Origin of the sequence: Azospirillum sp. ST 5-10 (assembly GCF_051225715.1) — a bacterium.
Lineage (GTDB): Bacteria > Pseudomonadota > Alphaproteobacteria > Azospirillales > Azospirillaceae > Azospirillum.
The window spans coordinates 343,776-364,172 of record NZ_JBPJSP010000002.1; the positions used below are offsets into that span (position 1 = coordinate 343,776).

Annotated in this window: 15 protein-coding genes; 11 read left to right on the plus strand and 4 right to left on the minus strand. The window is 72.4% G+C overall.

What is annotated here, in order from left to right:
• Positions 1-173 precede the first annotated feature (173 nt).
• Together ACSBPG_RS03935 and ACSBPG_RS03940 are read left to right on the plus strand one after the other, a co-directional pair.
• A complete protein-coding gene (locus tag ACSBPG_RS03935; RefSeq protein WP_435535802.1) occupies positions 174-1,451 on the plus strand; it encodes an aromatic ring-hydroxylating oxygenase subunit alpha in 1,278 nt (425 codons plus the stop codon).
• 17 nt (positions 1,452-1,468) lie between these two features.
• The gene (locus ACSBPG_RS03940) at positions 1,469-2,584 is read left to right on the plus strand and encodes a 2Fe-2S iron-sulfur cluster-binding protein (protein ID WP_435535803.1); all 1,116 of its coding nucleotides are present in this window, start codon (positions 1,469-1,471) and stop codon (positions 2,582-2,584) included.
• A 20-nt stretch (positions 2,585-2,604) separates the two neighbouring features.
• Here the strand turns inward: ACSBPG_RS03940 and betI are convergent, their stop codons facing one another.
• Positions 2,605-3,201 carry a transcriptional regulator BetI gene (betI, locus tag ACSBPG_RS03945; RefSeq protein ID WP_435535804.1) on the minus strand — a complete coding sequence of 199 codons (597 nt, stop codon included), beginning with the start codon at positions 3,199-3,201 and terminating at the stop codon, positions 2,605-2,607.
• 318 nt (positions 3,202-3,519) lie between these two features.
• Between betI and choX (ACSBPG_RS03950) the strand changes: the two genes are divergently transcribed.
• The 3 genes from choX (ACSBPG_RS03950) (at position 3,520) to betA (ending at position 7,749) form a co-directional block, all read left to right on the plus strand.
• Positions 3,520-4,470 carry a choline ABC transporter substrate-binding protein gene (gene choX, locus ACSBPG_RS03950; protein ID WP_435535805.1) on the plus strand — a complete coding sequence of 317 codons (951 nt, stop codon included), beginning with the start codon at positions 3,520-3,522 and terminating at the stop codon, positions 4,468-4,470.
• Positions 4,471-4,547: 77 nt separating this feature from the next.
• Positions 4,548-6,017 (plus strand): betaine-aldehyde dehydrogenase, encoded by a 1,470-nt coding sequence (gene betB / locus ACSBPG_RS03955; RefSeq protein ID WP_435535806.1) that lies wholly within the window; start codon positions 4,548-4,550, stop codon positions 6,015-6,017.
• Between the two features lie 37 nt (positions 6,018-6,054).
• Positions 6,055-7,749: a choline dehydrogenase gene (gene betA, locus ACSBPG_RS03960; protein WP_435535807.1), complete on the plus strand. Its 1,695-nt coding sequence runs from the start codon at positions 6,055-6,057 to the stop codon at positions 7,747-7,749.
• 166 nt (positions 7,750-7,915) lie between these two features.
• On the opposite strand, the gene choX (ACSBPG_RS03965) is transcribed toward betA, so the two are convergent.
• A complete protein-coding gene (gene choX / locus ACSBPG_RS03965) occupies positions 7,916-8,836 on the minus strand; it encodes a choline ABC transporter substrate-binding protein (protein ID WP_435535808.1) in 921 nt (306 codons plus the stop codon).
• Between the two features lie 79 nt (positions 8,837-8,915).
• On the minus strand, positions 8,916-10,442 hold the full coding sequence (betC, locus tag ACSBPG_RS03970) for a choline-sulfatase (RefSeq protein WP_435535809.1): 1,527 nt from the start codon (positions 10,440-10,442) through the stop codon (positions 8,916-8,918).
• A gap of 156 nt (positions 10,443-10,598) precedes the next feature.
• Here betC and ACSBPG_RS03975 point away from each other — a divergent pair, with 156 nt between their 5' ends.
• The gene (locus ACSBPG_RS03975) at positions 10,599-11,516 is read left to right on the plus strand and encodes a choline sulfate utilization transcriptional regulator (RefSeq protein ID WP_435535810.1); all 918 of its coding nucleotides are present in this window, start codon (positions 10,599-10,601) and stop codon (positions 11,514-11,516) included.
• Positions 11,517-11,523: 7 nt separating this feature from the next.
• Here the strand turns inward: ACSBPG_RS03975 and ACSBPG_RS03980 are convergent, their stop codons facing one another.
• The gene (locus tag ACSBPG_RS03980) at positions 11,524-12,636 is read right to left on the minus strand and encodes a GlxA family transcriptional regulator (RefSeq protein ID WP_435535811.1); all 1,113 of its coding nucleotides are present in this window, start codon (positions 12,634-12,636) and stop codon (positions 11,524-11,526) included.
• 455 nt (positions 12,637-13,091) lie between these two features.
• Between ACSBPG_RS03980 and ACSBPG_RS03985 the strand changes: the two genes are divergently transcribed.
• The 5 genes from ACSBPG_RS03985 (at position 13,092) to ACSBPG_RS04005 (ending at position 20,376) form a co-directional block, all read left to right on the plus strand.
• Complete coding sequence (locus ACSBPG_RS03985; protein ID WP_435535812.1) at positions 13,092-14,219, plus strand: GlxA family transcriptional regulator; 1,128 nt, start codon at positions 13,092-13,094, stop codon at positions 14,217-14,219.
• A gap of 199 nt (positions 14,220-14,418) precedes the next feature.
• The gene (locus ACSBPG_RS03990) at positions 14,419-16,464 is read left to right on the plus strand and encodes an FAD-dependent oxidoreductase (RefSeq protein WP_435535813.1); all 2,046 of its coding nucleotides are present in this window, start codon (positions 14,419-14,421) and stop codon (positions 16,462-16,464) included.
• Positions 16,465-16,467: 3 nt separating this feature from the next.
• Positions 16,468-18,393 carry a DUF3483 domain-containing protein gene (locus ACSBPG_RS03995; RefSeq protein ID WP_435535814.1) on the plus strand — a complete coding sequence of 642 codons (1,926 nt, stop codon included), beginning with the start codon at positions 16,468-16,470 and terminating at the stop codon, positions 18,391-18,393.
• Positions 18,390-19,595: an electron transfer flavoprotein subunit alpha/FixB family protein gene (locus ACSBPG_RS04000; protein ID WP_435535815.1), complete on the plus strand. Its 1,206-nt coding sequence runs from the start codon at positions 18,390-18,392 to the stop codon at positions 19,593-19,595. The genes ACSBPG_RS03995 and ACSBPG_RS04000 overlap by 4 nt, the downstream gene beginning before the upstream one ends.
• Positions 19,588-20,376 (plus strand): electron transfer flavoprotein subunit beta, encoded by a 789-nt coding sequence (locus ACSBPG_RS04005; RefSeq protein WP_435535816.1) that lies wholly within the window; start codon positions 19,588-19,590, stop codon positions 20,374-20,376. The genes ACSBPG_RS04000 and ACSBPG_RS04005 overlap by 8 nt, the downstream gene beginning before the upstream one ends.
• Positions 20,377-20,397: the final 21 nt, after the last annotated feature.

A 20,397-nucleotide genomic window follows, 5' to 3' on the forward strand; every position in this document is an offset into this window, starting at 1 on the left:
CGGGCCGGACGTCCTTGTCGGGGTTTCGCACGTCGCTGTCGCAGTGGAAGAGGTGCGGCGTCGGGCGCTGCGGCACCCTCGTGCGCAAGCATGGCGAACGGGCGACCCGGCCGTGCGACGGTTCCAACCTCCCATACCCAGTCCCCAGGGAGACACCCAGAATGTCCACGGCGATGGCTGTGCAATCCTTGCTTCAGCGCCGCACGCCCGGCTTCAGCCTCGAGGCCCCGTTCTACACCAGCGAGGACATCTTCAAACTCGACATGGAGGTCATTTTCGGTCGCCATTGGCTGCAGGTGGGGGTTGAGCCGGACGTGCCCGAGCCGGGCGACGTCCTGGTGGTCGACGTCGGCAAGACGTCCGTCCTCATCCTGCGCGACGACGACATGCAGATCCGCGCCTACCACAACGTGTGCCGCCACCGCGGCGCCCGGCTCGTGCTCCAGGAGCGGGCCTCGGTGGGCAATCTGGTGTGCAGCTACCACCAGTGGACCTACGGCCTGGACGGCGCGCTTCTCGCCGCCGAGCAGATGGGCGGCGGCTTCGATCGCTCCTGCCGCAACCTGAAGCCCGTCCACCTGCGCTCGATCGGCGGGCTGCTGTTCATCTGCCTGGCGGAGAACCCGCCGGCCGACATCGACCACATGGCGGCGGCGATCGAGCCGTACCTCCTCCCCCACGACATCGCCAACTGCAAGGTGGCGAAGGAGATCGACATCGTCGAGGAGGGCAACTGGAAGCTCACGATGGAGAACAATCGGGAGTGCTATCACTGCATGAGCAACCACCCCGAACTGACGGTGCCGCTGTTCGAGTACGGCTTCGGCTTTGCCGTCGACGGCGCCGATCCGCGGCGGCGCGAGCACGCCGCGAAGTACGACGCCCTGGTGGCGGCCTGCCACGACCGCTGGGAGGGCAACGGCCTGCCGTCGCGCGAGATCGACGTGCTCTCCGGCACCCCGACCGGGTTCCGCGTGCAGCGCCTGCCGCTCGACGGGGCGGGGGAGTCGCACACCCGCGACACCCGCGCCGCCTGCCGGAAGCCGATGGGCGCGCTCACCGAACGCGACATCGGGGCGCTGTCCTTCTGGATGCAGCCGAACTCCTGGAACCACTTCATGGGCGACCACGCCGTGATCTTCACGGTGCTGCCGCTGGGCCCCGACCGCACGCTGCTGAAGACGCGCTGGCTGGTCCACAAGGACGCGGTCGAGGGCGTGGACTACGATCCGGAGAACCTGACCTTCGTGTGGAAGGCGACCAACGACCAGGACTCCCACCTCGTCGGCATCTCGCAGGCCGGCATCGCCAGCCCGGCCTACGAACCCGGCCCCTACTCCCCCTACACCGAGCCGCTGGTGGAGAAGTTCACCGCCTGGTACGTCGAGCGCCTGTCCGAGCACCTGCTGAACCACGGCGATCCGGGCACGGTCGCCATCGCGGCCGAGTGAGGCGGAGCCCGGACATCATGCCTGACGGAACGGACGCGGTGCCGCTGGGCGGCCCGCCGGCGCTGCCGGACTGGAACCCGGACGTCGATGATACCCTGGTGTGCCGGGCCGTCCGGCAGGAGACCCGCGACGTGAAGACCTTCGTCTTCGCGCCGCGCCATCCCTGCCTGTTCCGCTTCCGGCCGGGGCAGTTCCTCACGCTGGAGCTGCCCATCGGCGGCGGGACCGTCCAGCGCAGCTACACCATCGCCTCGTCGGCGGCGCGGCCGTTCCGCCTGGCCATCACGGTGAAGCGGGTGCCCGGCGGGCCGGTGTCCAACTGGCTGCACGACACCGTGAAGCCGGGGGACACCATCCGCGCGGTCGGTCCGCTCGGCGACTTCACGCCCGGAGAGCGGGCCGGTGCGGGCAAGTACCTGTTCCTGTCCGGCGGCAGCGGCATCACGCCGCTGATGTCGATGGCGCGCACCTTCGACGACCTGGGCGAGGACCACGACGTGGTCTTCGTCCACGCCGCCCGCACGCCGGCCGACATCATCTTCCGCAAGGAGCTCGACACGATGGCGGCGCGCAATCCCGGCCTGCGCATCGCCCACGTCTGCGAAGCCACGGACGGGGAGCGGGAGTGGGCCGGCCACACCGGCCGGCTGTCCCTGCCCATGCTGCGGCTGATCGCACCGGACCTGCTGGAGCGCGAGGTGTACGTCTGCGGCCCGTCGCCGTTCATGGCGGCGGTCCGCGGCTGCCTGCTCGACGCCGGCTTTCCCATGGAGCGCCACCACCAGGAGAGCTTCAACTTCGAGGAGCTGACCGCGGGCGGCGGCGCCCCGTCGCGCCCGGCCGTGCCGGCGGAGTCGCCGGTCGCGGCGGCCACCCACCGCGTGGAGTTCGCCCGGCTCGGCCGCACCGTCCACTGCCCGGCCGACACCACCATCGTCGCGGCGGCCGAGGCCGCCGGCATCCGGCTGCCGGTCTCGTGCTCGCAGGGGCTGTGCGGGACCTGCAAGACGAAGCTGCTGTCCGGCACGGTGGAGATGACCCACAAGGGCGGCATCCGCAAGCGGGAGGTCGACCAGGGCCTGGTCCTGCTGTGCTGCAGCCGGCCGACCAGCGACGTGGTGGTCGACCGCTGAGGTCATGCCGCCGGCCGGGATCAGCGGGCGCCGGCCGGCGCGGCGGTGTCGAGCTGCAGGGCAAGGTAGTCGTGCAGCAGCGCCCGGGCGCGCCGCGCGTCGACCTCGCCGGTCAGGGCGGAGCGCAGCCACACGCCGTCGATCAGCGCGCCCATACCGTGGGCGGTGGTCTCCGCCCGCTCGGCCGGCAAGAGGGCGCGCAGGCTGTAGAGCAGGTTGGAGTGCAGCCGCCGCACGTTGATGCGCTGCAACTGGGCGAGCGCCGGGACGTGGGGCACCTGGGCCCAGAACGCCAGCCAGGCGTTCACCACCCCGGGCGCGAACTGCTCCGTGGCGAAGTTGCTGTCGATCACCGCCGCCAGGCGCTCGTGGTGGGAGCGCGCGCCGGCCAGCCGGCGCACCGTGTCCATCCGCAGCTCCTCCATCATGGAGCGCATGGTGGCGGCGAGAAGCTGATCCTTGCCGCCGAAATAATGCTGGATGATGCCCGGCGACACGCCGGCGGCGTCGCTGATGGTGCGCACGGTCGTGTCGGCGAAGCCGCGCTCCCCCATGGAGCGGATGGTGGCCTCGATGAGCTGGCGCCGGCGGATCGGCTGCATCCCGACTTTCGGCATCGTGGTCCTCGCTGACGGCCCGTCTCCCTCCGGGCGGGCGGGAAGTCGGGAAGTCCTAGCACACCGGGCCGGCCGGGGTCTCCCGGTTCGGTGTCCGGGTTTTTCTTATTTGATCGTTCAAAAAAGATACGTTAATCTGCTCGGCGAATCAACGAACGGACAACGTTCGGCTCCGCGGCGCTCCGGCGCCGGGATCAAGGCGGTCGGCGAACGGCCGCGCGAACGGCGGGGTCCATGCCCGGACCGGTCCGCCCCGCGGGGCGGCGGGGCCGGGACCCGCCGTGCTTTCCGAATCCTCCGAACAGGGAGAGTGAGATCATGCTGAAGGCTATCCGCACCGTGGCCGTGGGGGCCGGTCTCGTCCTGGCGGGCGCGACCGCGGCCCAGGCGGCCGATCCGGCGTCGTGCCGGGCCGTGAAGATGGGCGACGTCGGCTGGACCGACATCGCCGCGACCACGGCGCTCGCCACGGTCACCCTGGACGCGCTGGGCTACGAGCCCTCGTCCAACATCTCCTCGGTTCCCGTGGTCTATCTCGGCCTGAAGACGAAGTCGCTCGACGTCTTCCTCGGCAACTGGATGCCGACGATGGAGAGCTTCCTGAAGCCGGTTCTCGAGGACGGCTCGGTGGAGGTGCTGCGCGCCAACCTCGAGGGGGCGAAGTACACCCTGGCCGTGCCCAGCTACGCCGCCGCCGAGGGGCTGGCCTCCTTCGCCGACATCGCCAAGTTCAAGGGCAAGCTGGACGGCAAGATCCACGGGATCGAGGCGGGCAACGACGGCAACCTGATCATCGACAACATGATCAAGAAGGACGCCTTCGGCCTCAAGGACTTCAAGCTGGTGGAATCCAGCGAGGCCGGCATGCTGGCCGAGGTGAAGCGGGCGACGCGCTCCAAGAAGTGGATCGTCTTCCTCGGCTGGGCGCCCCATCCCATGAACAAGCACTTCGAGCTGACCTATCTCGCCGGCGGCGACGACTGGTTCGGGCCTGACTTCGGCGGCGCCGTCGTCAACACCAACGTGCGCAAGGGCTATGTCGAGGAGTGCCCCAACGTCGGCCGCTTCTTCAAGAATCTCTCCTTCACCCTGGAGATGGAGAACGCCGTCATGGACGACATCCTCAACAACGACCTGCGCGCCAACGATGCCGCCGCCGCCTACCTCAAGGCCAACCCGGCGGTCCTCGGCGCCTGGCTCGACGGCGTCACCACCTTCGACGGCAAGGACGGCCTCGCCGCGGCGAAGGCCAAGCTCGGCGTGAAGTGACACCGCCGCCGCCCCTCCCCGGAGGGGCGGCGTCCGCCAGCCGCCCAGGTTTCCCACCGCTTGCGACGAGTGCACCGATGGCCCGGTTCGAACGGCAGACCCATTACATCCACGGCCGCCCCGACGCCGGCGAGGGCGCGGAGGCCTTCGTCACCACGAACCCGGCGACCGGCGAGGCGCTGGCCGAGGTCCCCCAGGCGACCGCCGCCGACGTCGACCGCGCCGTCGCCAGCGCCGCCGAGGGGCAGGCGGTGTGGGCCGCCATGACGGCCATGGAGCGCGCGCGCGTGCTGCGGCGCGCCGTCGACCTGCTGCGCGCCCGCAACGACGAGCTGGCCGAGCTGGAGACCCTGGATACCGGCAAGCCGATCGCCGAGACCCGCGCGGTGGACATCGTCACCGGCGCGGACGTGCTGGAGTACTACGCCGGCCTGACCACCACCCTGGAGGGCCAGCAGATCCCGCTGCGCGCCTCCTCCTTCGTCTACACCCGGCGCGAGCCGCTGGGGGTGGTCGCCGGCATCGGCGCCTGGAACTACCCGGTCCAGATCGCCCTGTGGAAATCGGCGCCGGCGCTGGCGGCCGGCAACGCGATGATCTTCAAGCCCAGCGAGGTGACGCCGCTGACCGCGTGCCGGCTGGCGGCGATCTACAGCGAGGCGGGTCTGCCCGACGGTGTGTTCAACGTGATCCAGGGCGACGGCCGCGTCGGCGCGCTGCTGAGCGCGCACCCCGGCATCGCGAAGATCTCCTTCACCGGCGGCGTGGAGACGGGCAAGCGGGTGATGGCGTCGGCCGGCGGTTCGACGCTCAAGGACGTGACCATGGAGCTCGGCGGCAAGTCGCCGCTCATCGTCTTCGCCGACGCCGACCCCGACCGCGCCGCCGACATCGCCGTCATGGCGAACTTCTTCAGCTCCGGCCAGGTCTGCACCAACGGCACCCGGGTGTTCCTGCACGCCGACATCCGCGCCGACGTGGAAGCGCGCATCCTGGAGCGGGTGGCGCGCATCCGCATGGGCGACCCGCTGGACCCGGACACCAACTTCGGCCCGCTGGTCAGCCTGGCGCACATGGAGAAGGTGCTGGGCTACATCGAGCGCGGCAAGGCCGAGGGGGCGCGCCTGCTGGCCGGCGGCGGGCGGGCGACCGAAGGCGCGCTGGCGCGCGGCGCCTTCGTGCGGCCGACGGTGTTCGCCGGCTGCACCGACGCCATGGCCATCGTGCGCGACGAGATCTTCGGGCCGGTCATGTGCCTGCTCACCTTCGAGGACGAGGCGGAGGTGGTCCGTCGCGCCAACGCCACATCCTACGGGCTGGCCGCCGGGCTGGTGACCCGCGACCTCGCCCGCGCCCACCGCGTCATCCACCGGCTGGAGGCCGGAATCTGCTGGATCAACACCTGGGGCGAATCGCCGGCCGAGATGCCGGTCGGCGGCTACAAGCAGTCGGGCATCGGCCGCGAGAACGGCGCCGCCACCCTGCACCACTACACGCGGCTGAAATCCGTGCAGGTGGAGCTCGGCGACTTCGCGTCCGTCTTCTGAGCCCCGCAGGCCCCCCTTTCGCCACGGAGGTGACCCCATGGCCCAGGCCACCGAGTTCGACTACATCGTCATCGGCGCCGGTTCGGCCGGCAACGTGCTGGCGGCGCGCCTCACCGAGGACGCGGACGTGCGCGTCCTGCTGCTGGAGGCGGGCGGGCCCGATTACCGGCTGGACTTCCGCACGCAGATGCCGGCGGCGCTCGCCTTTCCCCTGCAGGGCCGGCGCTACAACTGGGCCTACGAGACCGAGCCCGAGCCGCACATGAACAACCGCCGCATGGAGTGCGGCCGCGGCAAGGGGCTGGGCGGCTCGTCGCTGATCAACGGCATGTGCTACGTCCGCGGCAACGCGCTGGACTACGACGGCTGGGCCGGGCGGCCGGGGCTGGAGGACTGGTCCTATCTCGACTGCCTGCCGTACTTCAGGAAGGCCGAGACCCACTGCCTCGGCGCCGACGACTACCACGGCGGCGACGGGCCGGTGCACGTGGCGCGCACCGGCGTCAAAGGCAGCCCGCTGTTCGACGCGATGGTCGAGGCGGGGGTGCAGGCCGGCTACCCGCGCACCGACGACCTCAACGGCTACCGCCAGGAGGGCTTCGGCCCGATGGACCGCACGGTGACGCCCCGGGGCCGGCGCAGCAGCACCGCGCGGGGCTATCTGGACATGGCGCGCGGCCGGCCGGGCCTGACCATCGTCACCCACGCCCTGACCGACCGTGTCCTGTTCGCCGGCCGGCGCGCCGTCGGCGTCGCCTACCGCCACCGGGGGGAGACGGCCACCGCCCACGCCGCGCGGGAGGTGCTGCTGTGTGCCGGCGCCATCGCCTCGCCGCAGATCCTGCAGCGTTCCGGCGTCGGGCCGGCGGACGTGCTGCGCGAGCTCGACGTCGCGGCGGTGGCCGAGGTGCCGGGGGTCGGCGAGAACCTCCAGGACCACCTGGAGGTCTACATCCAGTACGCCTGCACCAAGCCGGTGTCCCTCTACCCGGCGCTGCAGCCGTGGAACCAGCCGGCGATCGGCGCGCAGTGGCTGTTCCTCGGCACCGGCATCGGCGCCAGCAACCAGTTCGAGGCCGGCGGCTTCATCCGCAGTCACGACGATTTCGCCTGGCCGAACATCCAGTTCCACTTCCTGCCGGTGGCGATCAACTACAACGGCACCGACCCGGTGAAGGAGCACGGCTTCCAGGCGCACATGGGCTCCATGCGGTCGCCCAGCCGCGGCCGGGTGCGCGCCCGCTCCCGCGACCCCCGCCAGCATCCCTCCATCCTCTTCAACTACATGGCCGACCCGCAGGACTGGCGGGAGTTCCGCGCCGGCATCCGCATCACCCGCGAGATCATGGCGCAGCCCGCACTCGCCCCCTTCCGCGGGCGGGAGATCAGCCCCGGCGCGCACCTGACCACGGACGCCGAGCTGGACGCCTTCGTGCGCGCCCACGGCGAGACGGCGTACCACCCCTCCTGCTCCTGCCGCATGGGGACGGACGACATGGCGGTGGTGGACGGCCAGGGGCGGGTGCACGGGGTGGAGGGGCTGCGGGTGATCGACGCCTCGATCATGCCGCTGATCACCACCGGCAACCTGAACGCGCCGACCATCATGATGGCGGAGAAGATCGCCGACGCGATCCGCGGCCGTCCGGCCCTGCCGCGCGCCGCCGTCGCCTATTTCGTCGCCGGCGATGCGCCGGCGCGCCGTCCGGCGGCGGCTGCCGCAGCGGGGTGAGGGGCCGGCGGGATGAGAAGAGGTCCTGCCTCGAAGCCGGTCACGGAAAGCGGTTGACCCGGGCCCCCACCCAACCCTCCCCCCGTCGACGATGGGGGGAGGTCGGGAGGGGGCCAACGCCACCACGGTTTCGTTGGCGGCGACCCGTGCCCGCCGTCGCGTGCGCCTACTTCAGGCCCAGCGCCGTCTTGACCGCCGGCAGGCCCGGCTTGCCGTCCAGGGTGGTCACGCCCTCGACCCAGCCGGCGATGGGCTCGGGATGGGCCTTGAGGTAGGTGGTGGCCGCCTCGCGGGCACTCTTGCCCTCGTCGATGGCGTCCATGATCGTGCTTTCCATCGCCACCGTGAAGCTGAGCTGCTCGAACAGCTTGGTGGCGTTGGGGCAGTCCTTGGCGTAGCCGTGCCGCGACAGGGTGTTGATGGTGGTGCCGCCGTAGTTGGCGCCGAAATACGCGTCGCCGCCGGAGAGGTAGACGAGGTCGAGCTTGGTGTTCATGGGGTGCGGCTGCCAGGCCAGGAAGACGATCCATTCCTTGCGGCGGTTCTTGCGGATGGCCTGACTCAGCATGCCCTGCTCGCTCGACGGCACGAGTTCCCAGCTCTTCAGGCCGAAGGCGCCTTCCGAGATCATGCGGTTGATGTTCTGGTTGGCCGGGGCGCCGGGATCGATGCCGTAGATCTTCTTCTCAAACTTGTCCGGGAACTTCTGCAGGTCGGCGAAGTCCTTGACGCCGGCGTCGGCGACGTAGGCGGGGACGGCCAGCGTGAACTTGGCGTTCTCCAGGTTGGCGTGGATCAGGTCCGCCTCGTTGTTGGCCAGCAGCGGCTCGGCCAGATGCTTCTGGGCCGGCATCCAGTTGCCGAGGAAGACGTCGATCTGATTGGTCTTCAGCCCCTGGAAGGTGATCGGCACGCCGACGGTCTCGACCTTCTGCGTGTAGCCCAGCGCCTCCAGGAGAATGCCGGCGATGGCGTTGGTGGCGGTGATGTCGGTCCAGCCGGGATCCGACATGCGGACCGTTTCGCAGGAGGCGGGGTCCGCCGCCTGCGCCGAACCGAACGCGACGGAGGCCACCAGGGCCCCCACCGCCACACTCCCGACAAAGCTCTTCCCTGTCATCGTTCGATTCCCTTCTTGGTTGTCGAGCCATCGGCCGGCGGGCGGGTCACCTCGTCGGCGTGGGACGGGGGAAGCGCGCCAGCGCCTCCAGATCGTCAAGGTCGATGTGGTTGCGCATGTACGCCTCGCTGGCGTCGCGGACCGGCTGGTGGTCCCAGGACCGGCGTGCACCCCGGCACAGCGAGTCGTACACCAGGCGCCGCCGCCGCTGACTGGCCAGCACCTGTTGGTGCAGGGCGGCGAGATCCCAGCGCTGCGCGACCTCCGCGCGGTAGGCGGCGACGGCCGGCGCGCAGGCCGGCGCCGCCGCCAGGTTCTCCAGCTCGTCCGGGTCGTCGGCGAGGTCGTAGAGCTGGTCGGGATCGGCGGGGGAGTGGATGAACTTCTCCGTGCCCCGCCGGATCATGACGACGGGCGCGATGGCGCCTTCGCCGAGGTACTCGCCGATCACCTCGTCGTGCCCGCCCGTGCCGTTGAGATGGGGCAGCAGGCTGCGGCCCTCAACGGGGGTGGCGTAGGGCACGGCCGGCGCGCCGTCGCCGGCCAGCTCGACGAGGGTCGGCAGCAGGTCCATGGAGGACACCGACGCCGCCACCCGGCCGGCGCGCAAGCGGCCGGGGGCGTGGACGATCAGCGGGATGCGGGTCGACGGCTCGAAGAAGCTCATCTTGTACCACAGCCCCTTCTCCCCCAGCATGTCGCCGTGATCGCCCACCAGCACGATGATGGTGTCGCCGGCCTGGCCGGTGTCCTCCAGCGCCTGCAGGATGCGGGCGATCTGGTCATCGACGAAGGAGACGGCACCGAAATAGGCATGGCGGGCGTTGCGGATCTGCTCCTCGGTGACCGGGGTGCGGTCCATGTCCGAGACGTGGCGCAGGCGGCGGGAGTGGGGGTCCAGAGCCTCCGGCGGGACGGCGACCCGCGGCAGCGGGATGTCCTCGTGCCGGTAGCGGTTCCAGTACTCCGCGGTGATGGCGTACGGGTCGTGCGGGTGGGTCAGGGACACCACCATGCAGAACGGCCGCTCGTCGCGGCCGCGGGCGAGGTCGAACAGCTTCTGCCGGGCGGCGAAAGACACCTCCTCGTCGAAATCGAGCTGGTTGGTGCGCACGCACACCCCGGCGTCGATGACCGAGCCCATGTTGTGGTACCAGGTGGGACGCCGCTCGAAGTCCTCCCAGTCCGGGGTCCAGCCGAAATCGGCGGGGTAGATGTCGGTGGTCAGCCGCTCCTCGAAGCCGTGGAGCTGGTCGGGCCCGCAGAAATGCATCTTGCCCGACAGGATCGTGCGGTAGCCGGCGGCCCTGAGGTAATGGGCGAAGGTCGGCACGTCGGCCGGCAGGTCGGCGGCGTTGTCGTACGCGCCGATGGCCGAGGGCAGCCGTCCGGTCATGAAGACGTAGCGCGACGGGGCGCACAGCGGGCTGTTGCAGTACCCCCGCTCGAAGACCACGCCGTCGGCCGCGAGGCGGTCGATCGCCGGCGTCTTCGCCGTCCCGCCATAGGCGCCCAGCACCCCGGGCGTCATCTGATCGGCCATGAGTATCAAGAGATTCGGCCGGCGCACCATCAGGTCTGCCCTCTTGCTCGATTGCGTGGAAAAAGGCCGGCGGCGCTTGCGCTCTGACGCATAAACATACCGATGTGCCCCGGCGTGGGGATAGAATCCGCTGGAATCGCGGGCCTGTGAACCCCGGGTTTGCTCATGAAGGTATGAGGACAGTTCATGGTTAACAGGCGCGCGTGGCTGCAGCCGCTGGCCTTTTTCGAGGCCGCGGGACGGCACCTCAACTTCAGCGCGGCGGCGCGGGAGCTCGGCGTCACCCAGTCCGCCGTCAGCCATCAGGTGGGATGGCTGGAGGCCGATCTGGGCGTGGCGCTGTTCCGCCGGCTGCACCGCGGCGTCGCCCTGACGGTCGAGGGGGCGCGCCTGTTCGACGTGGTGCGGCGGGGGCTGGACGACATCGACCGGGTGATGAGCGAGCTGCGGGTCGGCCGCAACAAGCGGGTGATGACGGTGGCCACCGATTTCGGCTTCGCCGCCTGGTGGCTGGTGCCGCGCCTGCCGCGCCTGCGCGAGCGCATGCCGGACCTCGACGTGCGCATCCTCACCACCCAGGAGATGGTGGACGTCCGGCGCGAGCCGATCGACGTGGCCATCGGCTTCGGGGCTGGCGCCTGGCCGGGGTGCCGGGCCTGGCCGCTGTTCCCGGAGATCGTCGTGCCGATCTGCAGCCCCGGCTTCCGCGACCGCCTGGCCGCCCGGCCGGGGGTGGCGGAACTCGCGGCGCTGCCGCTGCTGCATGTGGACAGTCCCGGCACCGCGGTGTGGCTGTCCTGGGCCGACTGGTTCGACCTGCACGGCATCGGCCGCCGCCGTGCCGGCGGCCTCGATCTCAGCTTCAACAACTATCCCCTCGTGCTGCAGGCGGCGATGATGGGACAGGGGGTGGCGCTGGGCTGGGTGCCGCTGATCGACACCCTGCTGGAGGGCGGGCAGCTCGTGACCCTGGCCGACCGCATCGTGCGGTCGGCCTACGGCTACTTCCTGGTCGAGGCCGACAGCGGCGGCGGCAGCGGCGGCCGGGGCAATCTGGAGGTCTTCCGCACGTGGATCCGGGCCGAGGCGGCGTCCGCGGCCTGACGTCCGGTCACAGCGCCGCCAGGGCGCCGTCCGGCGGTTCCGCGCACGGGGCATGGACCATGGCGGCCGGAGCGTGCGGCCGGGCGAGCGGCGGCAGCCCGGCGCCGCCGGTCCAGCCGCGGCGGAACAGCGTGGGATGGGCCGCCGTCGGACGGTGGCTCTGCTGGTCGTCGCGCGGCGGCACGCCGAAATGGTCGCGGTAGCACTTGCTGAAGTGGGTCGCCGAGACGAAGCCGCAGCTGACGGAGACCTCCATCACCGACATGCGGGTCTGGCACAGCAGCTGCCGCGCCCGCTTCAGCCGCAGATGCAGGTAGTACTTGGCGGGGCTGCAGTTCATGTATTTGCGGAACAGCCGCTCGACGTTGCGCCGCGACTGTCCCAGGGCGTTGGAGAGGGTGAGGAGGTCGAGCGGTTCCTCGATGTTCTTCTGCATCATGGCGACAGCGGCGGTCAGCTCCTCGTGGTCCATGGCGGGATTGCCCTGCAGGGTCTGCTGCCGGGTCTCGCCGGAGCGGATGTTGACGTGGAGGAGCTGCTCGGCCACCTCCACCGCGAGGGCCTCGCCGTGCGCCTGGGCGATGCGGTGCAGCATCATGTCGGCCGCCGCCGTCCCGCCGGCGCAGGTGAAGCGGTTGCGGTCCACCGTGAACAGCTCGCCGGTCGCCTCGATGTCGGGGAAGGTCTCGCAGAAGCTCGCCATGCTGTCCCAATGCACCGTGCAGCGGTAGCCGTTCAGCAGCCCGGCCCGGGCGAGGATGTGCCCGCCGGTGCACATGGCGCCGAAGGCGGTGCCCTGGGCGGCGGTGCGCCGCATCCACGACAGCACCGCGCGGTCGTCGTACCAGTGGCCGTCGATGCCGCTGCACACCACCACCGTGGGCAGCGGCGGCGCCTCGGCGAGGCTGTGGTCGACGGCGACGGGGATGCCGTTGCTCGCCCGCTCGCTGCCGCCGTCGCGGGACAGCAGCACCCAGCGGTAGAGCGTGCGGCCGCTGACGTGGTTGGCCAGCCGCAGCGGCTCGACGGCCGCGGCGAACGCGATCATCGAGAAGTCGGGCACCAGCAGGAATCCGACCGTCTCGCACCCCTCCAACCCCTGCGCGCCGGCGTTCGCCATGGACGGTATCCTTCATTTTCGTCAGGGCAATGTTCGAGCGGCGCGTGAGGAGGGGCGAAGTGTTGAGCCGCCATCGTTCCCCGCCCTGACCATAGCGGCCATTCCCTAAGCAGAACGTGCATGACATTTAAGCAGTGCATGATCTTTCCTGAGGCGATGGTGCTATCAGAACGATTGTGGCACCGCTTTCGTTTCCTTCCGGCCTTCTCGATCCTTAGACTATAACGCGCGAACGCGGGGGACCAGATTGAACGCCGTCGCCCACGTTCTTGAACCGATGCGACATCGCACCGCGCGGCGAAAGGACGCGGAGCCGGCGTCCCGGCCGGCCCCGTCCGGCCGCCCCCGCCGAGCCGGCCGACCGTGTGGCACGGGAATTGTTAGAGGACCGGCCGATGGGCCTTTATTGATCGGTTGAACAACTATAATGTAGACCGATCGTCAGGAGGGTACACATGGCACAGACGACCACGCTCGCCCGCCGCTCCACGGGCACCGGCACGTCCGCCGCCCCGCCGCAGCCGTCCTTGTCGGTGGGCTTCGTGCTCGCCAACAACTTCACGTTGACGGCGCTGGCCACCTTCCTCGACGCGCTGCGCCTGGCGGCCGACGACGGCGACGGCTCCCGCCAGATCCGCTGCCACTGGACGATCATGGGAACGCGCCCCGATCCGGTGCGCTCGAGCTGCGGCGCCTGCGTGGCGCGCTGGGAGCCGCTGCGGGCGCCGCGCGACTTCGACTACATCGTGGTGGTCGGCGGGCTGCTGCACCAGGGGCCGGCGCTGGACGACGAGACCGTGGCCTATCTGCGCGGCGCCGCCGCCCAGGGCGTCACCCTCGTCGGCGTGTGCACCGGCGGCTTCATCCTGAGCCGCATCGGGCTGATGACGAACCGCCGCTGCTGCGTCAGCTGGTACCATCACCGCGACTTCATCGAGGAGTTTCCCGATCTGGTGCCGGTGGCCGACCAGCTCTTCGTCGTCGACCGCGACCGCATCACCTGTTCGGGCGGCGCCGGCGTGGCCGATCTCGCCGCCCACCTGATCGAGCGGCATCTCGGCCGGGCGGCGGCCCAGAAGACCATGCACATCATGCTGATCGACAAGGCGCGGCCGGCCAACCAGTCGCAGCCGCAGCCGCCGACCGAGACGGAAATCGCCAACGAGCGGGTGCGCCGCGCCATCCTCCTCATGGAGCAGAACCTGACCGATCCGCTCAGCGTCGAGGAGATCGCCCGGCGCCTCCACGTCAGCACGCGCCAGTTCGAGCGGCTGTTCCGCGTGTCCACGGGGAGGAGCCCGGTCGCCTTCTACCGCCTGCTGCGGCTGCGCTACGGCTACTGGATGCTGCGCAACACGCGCCGCTCGGTGACGGCGATCGCCATGGAGGCCGGCTTCGCCGACTGCGCCCACTTCTCCCGCCAGTTCCGCGAGGAGTTCCACGTCAGCCCGTCCGCCGTGCGCGGGGCCGCCGGGACGGCGGGGGAGGGCGCGCCGGAGTCCGCCACGCCGCCACCCCCGGCGGTGTTCCGCTCCGGCGTCGGCCTGTCCATGGACCTGCCCGACCGCCGCCTGTTCGAGTGACCGGTCTCGCGTGACCGGTCCGGCCGCCTCCTGAACGCCGACCGCGCATCGCGCGGCCGGCGTTCCCGTGTCCGCGGCACGCCGGTGCGGGCGTCGTACGGGCGGTCGCAAAAGCGCACTTCTTCGTCGCGGGCGCACAGGTGACGCTGGGCGGAGCGGGCGATCATCGGGACAGTGCTGTTCACGGATGCGCCCGCTCATGCCCTCGCCCGCCGAAACCTTGCTCCGGCCCCTCCAGATCAAGCGTTTGACCATCCGCAACCGGGTGATGAGCACGAGCCACGCCCCCGGCTACGGGTCCGACGGCAAGCCCAAGGAGCGCTACCAGCTCTATCACGAGGAGAAGGCACGCGGGGGCATCGGCCTGACCATGTTCGGCGGGTCCTCCTCGGTCGCCGTGGACAGCCCGGCCGCCCCCTGGAACCAGATCTCGGTGGCCGACGACAGCGTGATCCCCTTCTTCCGGGAGTTTGCCGAGCGCGTCCACCGCCACGGCGCGGCGCTGATGATCCAGCTCACCCACATGGGGCGCCGCACCCGCTGGGACACCGAGAACTGGCTGCCCACCCTTTCCGCCTCGCCGGCGCGCGAGCCGGCGCACCGCAACACGCCCAAGGAGATGGAGGACTTCGACGTCCGCCGCGTCATCGCCGCCTTCGCCGCGGCGGCGCGGCGGTGCAAGCTGGGCGGGCTCGACGGCTGCGAGCTGTCGGCCGCGCACGGCCACCTGCTCGACCAGTTCTGGAGCCCGTCCGTCAACACGCGCACGGACAAGTACGGCGGCAGCCTGGAGAACCGCATGCGCTTCGGCATCGAGGTGTTCGAGGCGGTGCGGGCCGAGGTGGGGGACGACTACGTCGTCGGCCTGCGCATGTCCGGCGACGAGCTGCTGGAGGGCGGGCTGACCCACGAGGACTGCGTCGCCATCGCCCGCACCTACGCCGAGCGCGGCCTGATCGACTTCGTCAACATCCTCGGCGGCCAGGCGCGCGACCACATGGCCCACGCCGTCTCGCTGCCCAACATGGCGTTCCCCGTCGCCCCCTTCCTGGCGCTGGCGAGCGGCATCAAGCGGGAGGTCGGCATCCCCGTGTTCCACGCCCAGCGGGTGACCGACCTGGCCACCGCGGCGCGCGCGGTCGAGGAGGGGCACGTCGACATGGTGGCGATGACGCGCGCCCACATCGCCGATCCCCATCTCGTGCGCAAGATGATGGAGGGGCGGCTCGACGAGGTGCGCCAGTGCGTCGGCGCCGGCTACTGCATCGACCGCATCTACACCGGCGGCGACGCGCTGTGCATCCAGAACGCGGCGACCGGCCGCGAGGCGACGATGCCGCACGTCCACCCCAAGGCGCCGCGGCGGCGCCGGGTGGTGGTGGTCGGCGGCGGGCCCGGCGGGCTGGAGGCGGCGCGGGTGTGCGCCGAGCGCGGCCACGAGGTGGTGCTGTTCGAGAAGGCGGCGGCGGCGGGCGGCCAGATCGCCATCGCCGCCAAGGCGACCTGGCGGGAGGCGCTGACCGGCATCACCCGCTGGCTGGTCCAGCGGGTCACGGCGCTGGGCGTCGACCTGCGCCTCGGCGTCGAGGCGACGCGCGAGCTCATCGAGGCGCAGGCGCCCGACGTGGTGATCCTGGCCACCGGCGGCCGCCCCGACCGCGGCGCCTTCCCGGGCGCCGATCTCGCCGCCACCACCTGGGAGGTCCTGACCGGAACGGTCGAGCCGACGGGGACGGTGCTGATGTACGACGGCACCGGCCTGCACCACGCCGCGTCGTGCGCCGAGTTCATGGCCAGGCGCGGCGCCCTGGTCGAGATCGCCACCCCCGACCGCATGGTCGCCGAGGAGGTCGGCACCACCAACCAGCCGATCCACCTGCGCGAGCTCTACCGGCTCGGCGTCATCATGACGACCAACCAGCGGCTGATCGAGATCTACCCCGAGGGCAACCGCCGCGTCGCCGTGCTGCGCAACGAGTACACCCACGAGGAGGAGGAGCGGCTGGTCGACCAGATCGTCGTCGAGCTCGGCACCCTGCCCAACGACGCGCTGTACTTCGACGTGAAGGAGCACAGCCTCAACCGCGGCGAGATCGACCTCGACTGCCTGATCGCCGGCCGGCCGCAGCCGGTGCAGGCCAACGGGCACGGCGGCTACGCCCTCTACCGCATCGGCGACGCGGTGTCGGGCCGCAACATCCATGCGGCGATCTACGACGCCGCGCGCCTCTGCCGGGACATCTGAGCGGTGGCCGCGCCCGCCCTCCTCGCCGTCCTCGCCGCGGCGCTGTCGCTGGGGGTCGTGCTGGCGGCCCTGCGGGCGCGCCGCTGGCTCGCCGGCCGGCCGGCGGCGGTCGCCCTGGCGGCGGGGCTGCGGGCGATGCCGGCCCGCTACCTCGTCGACGTGCACGCGGTGGTCGGCCGCACACCCTTCAACGCGCGCTTCCACGCCCTGACCGCCGGCGGCTTCCTCGCCGCCCTGGCGCTGGCGCCGACCGCCGCCGCGCTGTCGCTGGGCGGGGCGGCGGCGGCCCGGCTCGTCTGGGGCCTCGCGGCGGCGGCGCTCGCCGCCATGCTGGCCGGTGCCCTGATGGTGCTGCACCGCCGGCGGCGACGGCGGCCGGCCGAACTGTCCGGCGGCGGTTTCGCCCGGCTGCCCTGGGCGCTGCTGGCCTGCGCCGGCGCGCTGCTGCCGGTGGCCGTCGACCGCGCCGCCGGCGGCGTGCTGCCCGATGCCCTCGCCCTGGCCCTGGTCGCGGTCGGCGGCGCCGGGCTGGTCCACATGGTCGCCGGCGTCGGGCGGGGGCCCCTGAAGCACGCCCTGAACGGCGCCCTGCACCTCGCCTTCCATCCGCGCCCGGCGCGTTTCCATGACGGGGCGGGGCGCGACACCGGGCTGCGGCCGCTGGACCTCGCGGACGCGGCGCCGGCCGCCGCCGGGCTCGGGGTCGAGCGGCCGCTGGATTTCGCGTGGAACCGGCTGCTCGGCTTCGATGCCTGCGTGCAGTGCGGCCGCTGCGAGGCGGCGTGCCCGGCCTTCGCCGCCGGCCTGCCCCTCAACCCGAAGAAGCTGGTGCAGGACATGGTCCTGGCGCTGGAGCCGGCGGCCAGCGACACCGCCTATGCCGGCCGCCACCACCCCGGCCGCGTCGCCGGGCAGGCGGCGGGCGGGCCGGCGCTGCCGCTGGTCGGGCCGGGCGCGATGATCCATCCCGACACGCTGTGGGCCTGCACCACCTGCCGCGCCTGCGTGCAGGAGTGCCCGATGATGATCGAGCACGTCGACGCGGTGGTCGACCTGCGCCGCTTCCAGACCCTGGAGCGCGGTGCCGTGCCGGCCAAGGCGGCGGCCATGCTCGACGAGCTGCGGGCCACCGACAACCCCGGCGGCCGGCCGCTCGCCCGCCGCCTCGACTGGGCCGCCGACCTCGGCCTGCGCCGCCTGGAGGAGGGCGGGGCGTGCGACGTGCTGCTGTGGCTGGGCGACGGCGCCTTCGAGCTGCGCGGGCAGCGCGCGCTGCGCGCGCTGGTCCGCCTGCTGCGCCGCGCCGGCGTCGACGTCGCCGTGCTCGGCGAGGCGGAGCTGGACTGCGGCGACGTCGCCCGCCGCCTCGGCGACGAGGCGACGTTCCAGGACCTCGCCCGGCGCAACGTGGCGGCGCTGAACGCCCGCCGCTTCGCCCGCATCGTCACCGCCGATCCGCACGCGCTGCACACCCTGCGCAACGAGTACCCGGCCTTCGGCGGCCGCTGGACCGTGCTGCACCACTCGGCGCTTCTGCTGGAGCTGGTCCGTTCCGGGGCGCTGCCGGTGACGGCGCCGCAGGCGATCGCGGTGACCTACCACGACCCCTGCTATCTCGGCCGCTACAACGGCGAGACCGAGGCGCCGCGCGCGCTGCTCGACGCCCTCGGCGTGGAGCGGCGGGAAATGGCGCGGGCCGGCCTGCGCGCGAGCTGTTGCGGCGGCGGCGGCGGGGCGCCGCTCACCGACGTGGCCGGCGAACGGCGCATCCCCGACGTCCGCATGGACCACGCGCGCGGCACCGGGGCGGCCGTCGTCGCGGTCGCCTGCCCCAACTGTGCGCTGATGCTGGAAGGGGTGGTGGGCCCGCGGCCCCAGGTGGCCGAACTTGCCGAGCTGGTGCTGGCGGCGACGGAGGGCACGGCATGACGGGTGCCCGCCGCCGCGTCGATCCGCGCGCCGTCCTGGCCGCCCGCGCCGTCGCCGGGAAGGGCCGGCCGCGTCTCGTCCTCGCCCCCGCGGCGGCGGTCGGCGGCAAGCGCCGCGACCCCCGGGCGGTTCTGGCCGCCGCGTTGGTGCGGGCGCGGCCGCGCCGCCGCTACGACTGGACGCAGGAGGCGCCTCCGGCGGTGCCGACGGCGGCGCCGGCCACGCCCGCCGCCGCGCCCGAACCGCCCCTGCGGATCATTCCCGCCCCCGCCTTCCTGGTGCTGGCGGTGCTCGACCGGCCGGGCGGAGACCTCACGGACCACGACCGGCAGGTGGTCGCCGCCGCCCGCCGGCTGGCCGACCCCGGCGGCGGGGCGGTCGTCACCGTGGCGACCGGACCGGAGGACGGGCTGGCGGCGGCCGGCGCGGACCGGCACGTCGCCCTGCCGGACGCCTGGGCCGCCGACTACTGCCCGGAGGCGCGGGCCGCCGCCGTGACGGCCCTGCTGGCGGACCTCGCGCCGCGCCACGCCCTGTTCCCCGAGACGGCCGACGGCGGCGACGTCGCCCGCCGGGTGGCGGCGATGGCCGGCGAGCGGCTGTGGGCGGGGGCGGAGAGCGTGTCGGCGGGCCAGGTCGCCCGCCGGGCGCGCGGCGGCACGGCGGAGCTGCGCCACGCGCCGCCGCGCCTGATCACCGTCGCCGCCGACGCGGTGGCGCCGCTGGCCGGCGTGCGGCACGAGGCGCGGCCCCTGGAGGCCACGCTTCCCCGGTCCATGCCCCGGCTGACCGGCCCGCGGCGACTCGCCGTGGACGCCGACGCGCTGCCCCTGGCCGAGGCCGATCTCGTCGTCAGCGCCGGCAACGGCGTCACCGACTGGAGCGGCTTCGCCGCGGTGGCGCGGGCGCTGGGCGGCACGCGGGCGGGCAGCCGGGTGGTGTGCGACGCCGGACACCTGCCGCGCGACCGGCAGGTCGGCGCGTCGGGCACCGTCGTGACGGCGCGCAGCTATCTCGCCTTCGGCATCGCCGGGGCACCGCAGCACCTGCAGGGGATCGCCGGGGTCGGGCACGTGATCGCCGTCAACACCGACCTGCACGCCGAGATGATCAAGCGCGCCGATCTCGCCGTGGTCGCCGACGCCCAGGCGGTGATGCCGGCGCTGCTCCGCCTGCTGGAGGAGGAGGGGCGCCATGGTTGAGGTGGCCGTCCTGCTCTCCGTCGGGCGCCATCCCGCCTCCGGTCGCGGCCGCCGCGCCGACACGGACGCCCGCGCCCTGGAGATGGCGCTGGGGCTCGCCCAGGACCCGGCCGTGGCGCCGGACGGCGCGGCGGTGCACGCGCTGCACGCCGGCGATCCCGCCGACGTGGCGCTGCGCGACTACCTCGGCATGGGCCTGCCCGCGCTGACCGTGCTCGGCCTGGCGTCGGGATGCGATCCGGTGGGGCCGCTGGTGCGCCACCTCGGCGCCCGCCGCCCCGGCATCGTCCTGGCCGGGCGGCGGGCGGAGGGCGGCGAGGACAGCGGGATGGTGCCCTATCTCGTCGCCCACGGGCTCGACGCCGCCCTGGTGCCGGACGTGATCGGCATCCGCCCGCAGGGGGATGGCGGCGCCGAGGTCCTGCAGGCGCTGCCGCGCGGCCAGCGGCGCGCCGTGCGGGTCCGCCTGCCCTTCGTCGCCACGGTGCATCCCGCGGCCCCGCCGCCGCGTCCCGTCGCCTACGGTCCGGCGCGCCGGGGCGTGATCGTGGCGGTGGCGGCGGAAGGGCCGGTGGACGGCTTCCTCGCCGCCTGCGAGGTCGCGCCGTGGCGGCCGCGGCCGAAGCTCATGGCCGCCGGCGGTGGCGGGTCGGCGCAGGACCGCCTGCGCGCGGCGACGGAGAACAAGGCCGGAAAAGGCCGACTGATGGTGGGGGTCGACCCGGAGGAGGCGGCCCGCGCCATTCGCGACAGTCTCGTCGAACAGGGGGTTTTGCGATGAACGAAGAACAGGGTCCGCCAA

Bases quoted from the DNA above. Each gene is read 5' to 3' on its own strand.
- ACSBPG_RS03935 (WP_435535802.1), top strand. From the start codon at position 174: ATGGCTGTGCAATCCTTGCTTCAGCGCCGCACGCCCGGCTTCAGCCTC.
- ACSBPG_RS03940 (WP_435535803.1), top strand. From the start codon at position 1,469: ATGCCTGACGGAACGGACGCGGTGCCGCTGGGCGGCCCGCCGGCGCTG.
- betI (WP_435535804.1), bottom strand. From the start codon at position 3,201: ATGCCGAAAGTCGGGATGCAGCCGATCCGCCGGCGCCAGCTCATCGAG.
- choX (WP_435535805.1), top strand. From the start codon at position 3,520: ATGCTGAAGGCTATCCGCACCGTGGCCGTGGGGGCCGGTCTCGTCCTG.
- betB (WP_435535806.1), top strand. From the start codon at position 4,548: ATGGCCCGGTTCGAACGGCAGACCCATTACATCCACGGCCGCCCCGAC.
- betA (WP_435535807.1), top strand. From the start codon at position 6,055: ATGGCCCAGGCCACCGAGTTCGACTACATCGTCATCGGCGCCGGTTCG.
- betC (WP_435535809.1), bottom strand. From the start codon at position 10,442: ATGGTGCGCCGGCCGAATCTCTTGATACTCATGGCCGATCAGATGACG.
- ACSBPG_RS03975 (WP_435535810.1), top strand. From the start codon at position 10,599: ATGGTTAACAGGCGCGCGTGGCTGCAGCCGCTGGCCTTTTTCGAGGCC.
- ACSBPG_RS03980 (WP_435535811.1), bottom strand. From the start codon at position 12,636: ATGGCGAACGCCGGCGCGCAGGGGTTGGAGGGGTGCGAGACGGTCGGA.
- ACSBPG_RS03985 (WP_435535812.1), top strand. From the start codon at position 13,092: ATGGCACAGACGACCACGCTCGCCCGCCGCTCCACGGGCACCGGCACG.
- ACSBPG_RS03990 (WP_435535813.1), top strand. From the start codon at position 14,419: ATGCCCTCGCCCGCCGAAACCTTGCTCCGGCCCCTCCAGATCAAGCGT.
- ACSBPG_RS04000 (WP_435535815.1), top strand. From the start codon at position 18,390: ATGACGGGTGCCCGCCGCCGCGTCGATCCGCGCGCCGTCCTGGCCGCC.
- ACSBPG_RS04005 (WP_435535816.1), top strand. From the start codon at position 19,588: ATGGTTGAGGTGGCCGTCCTGCTCTCCGTCGGGCGCCATCCCGCCTCC.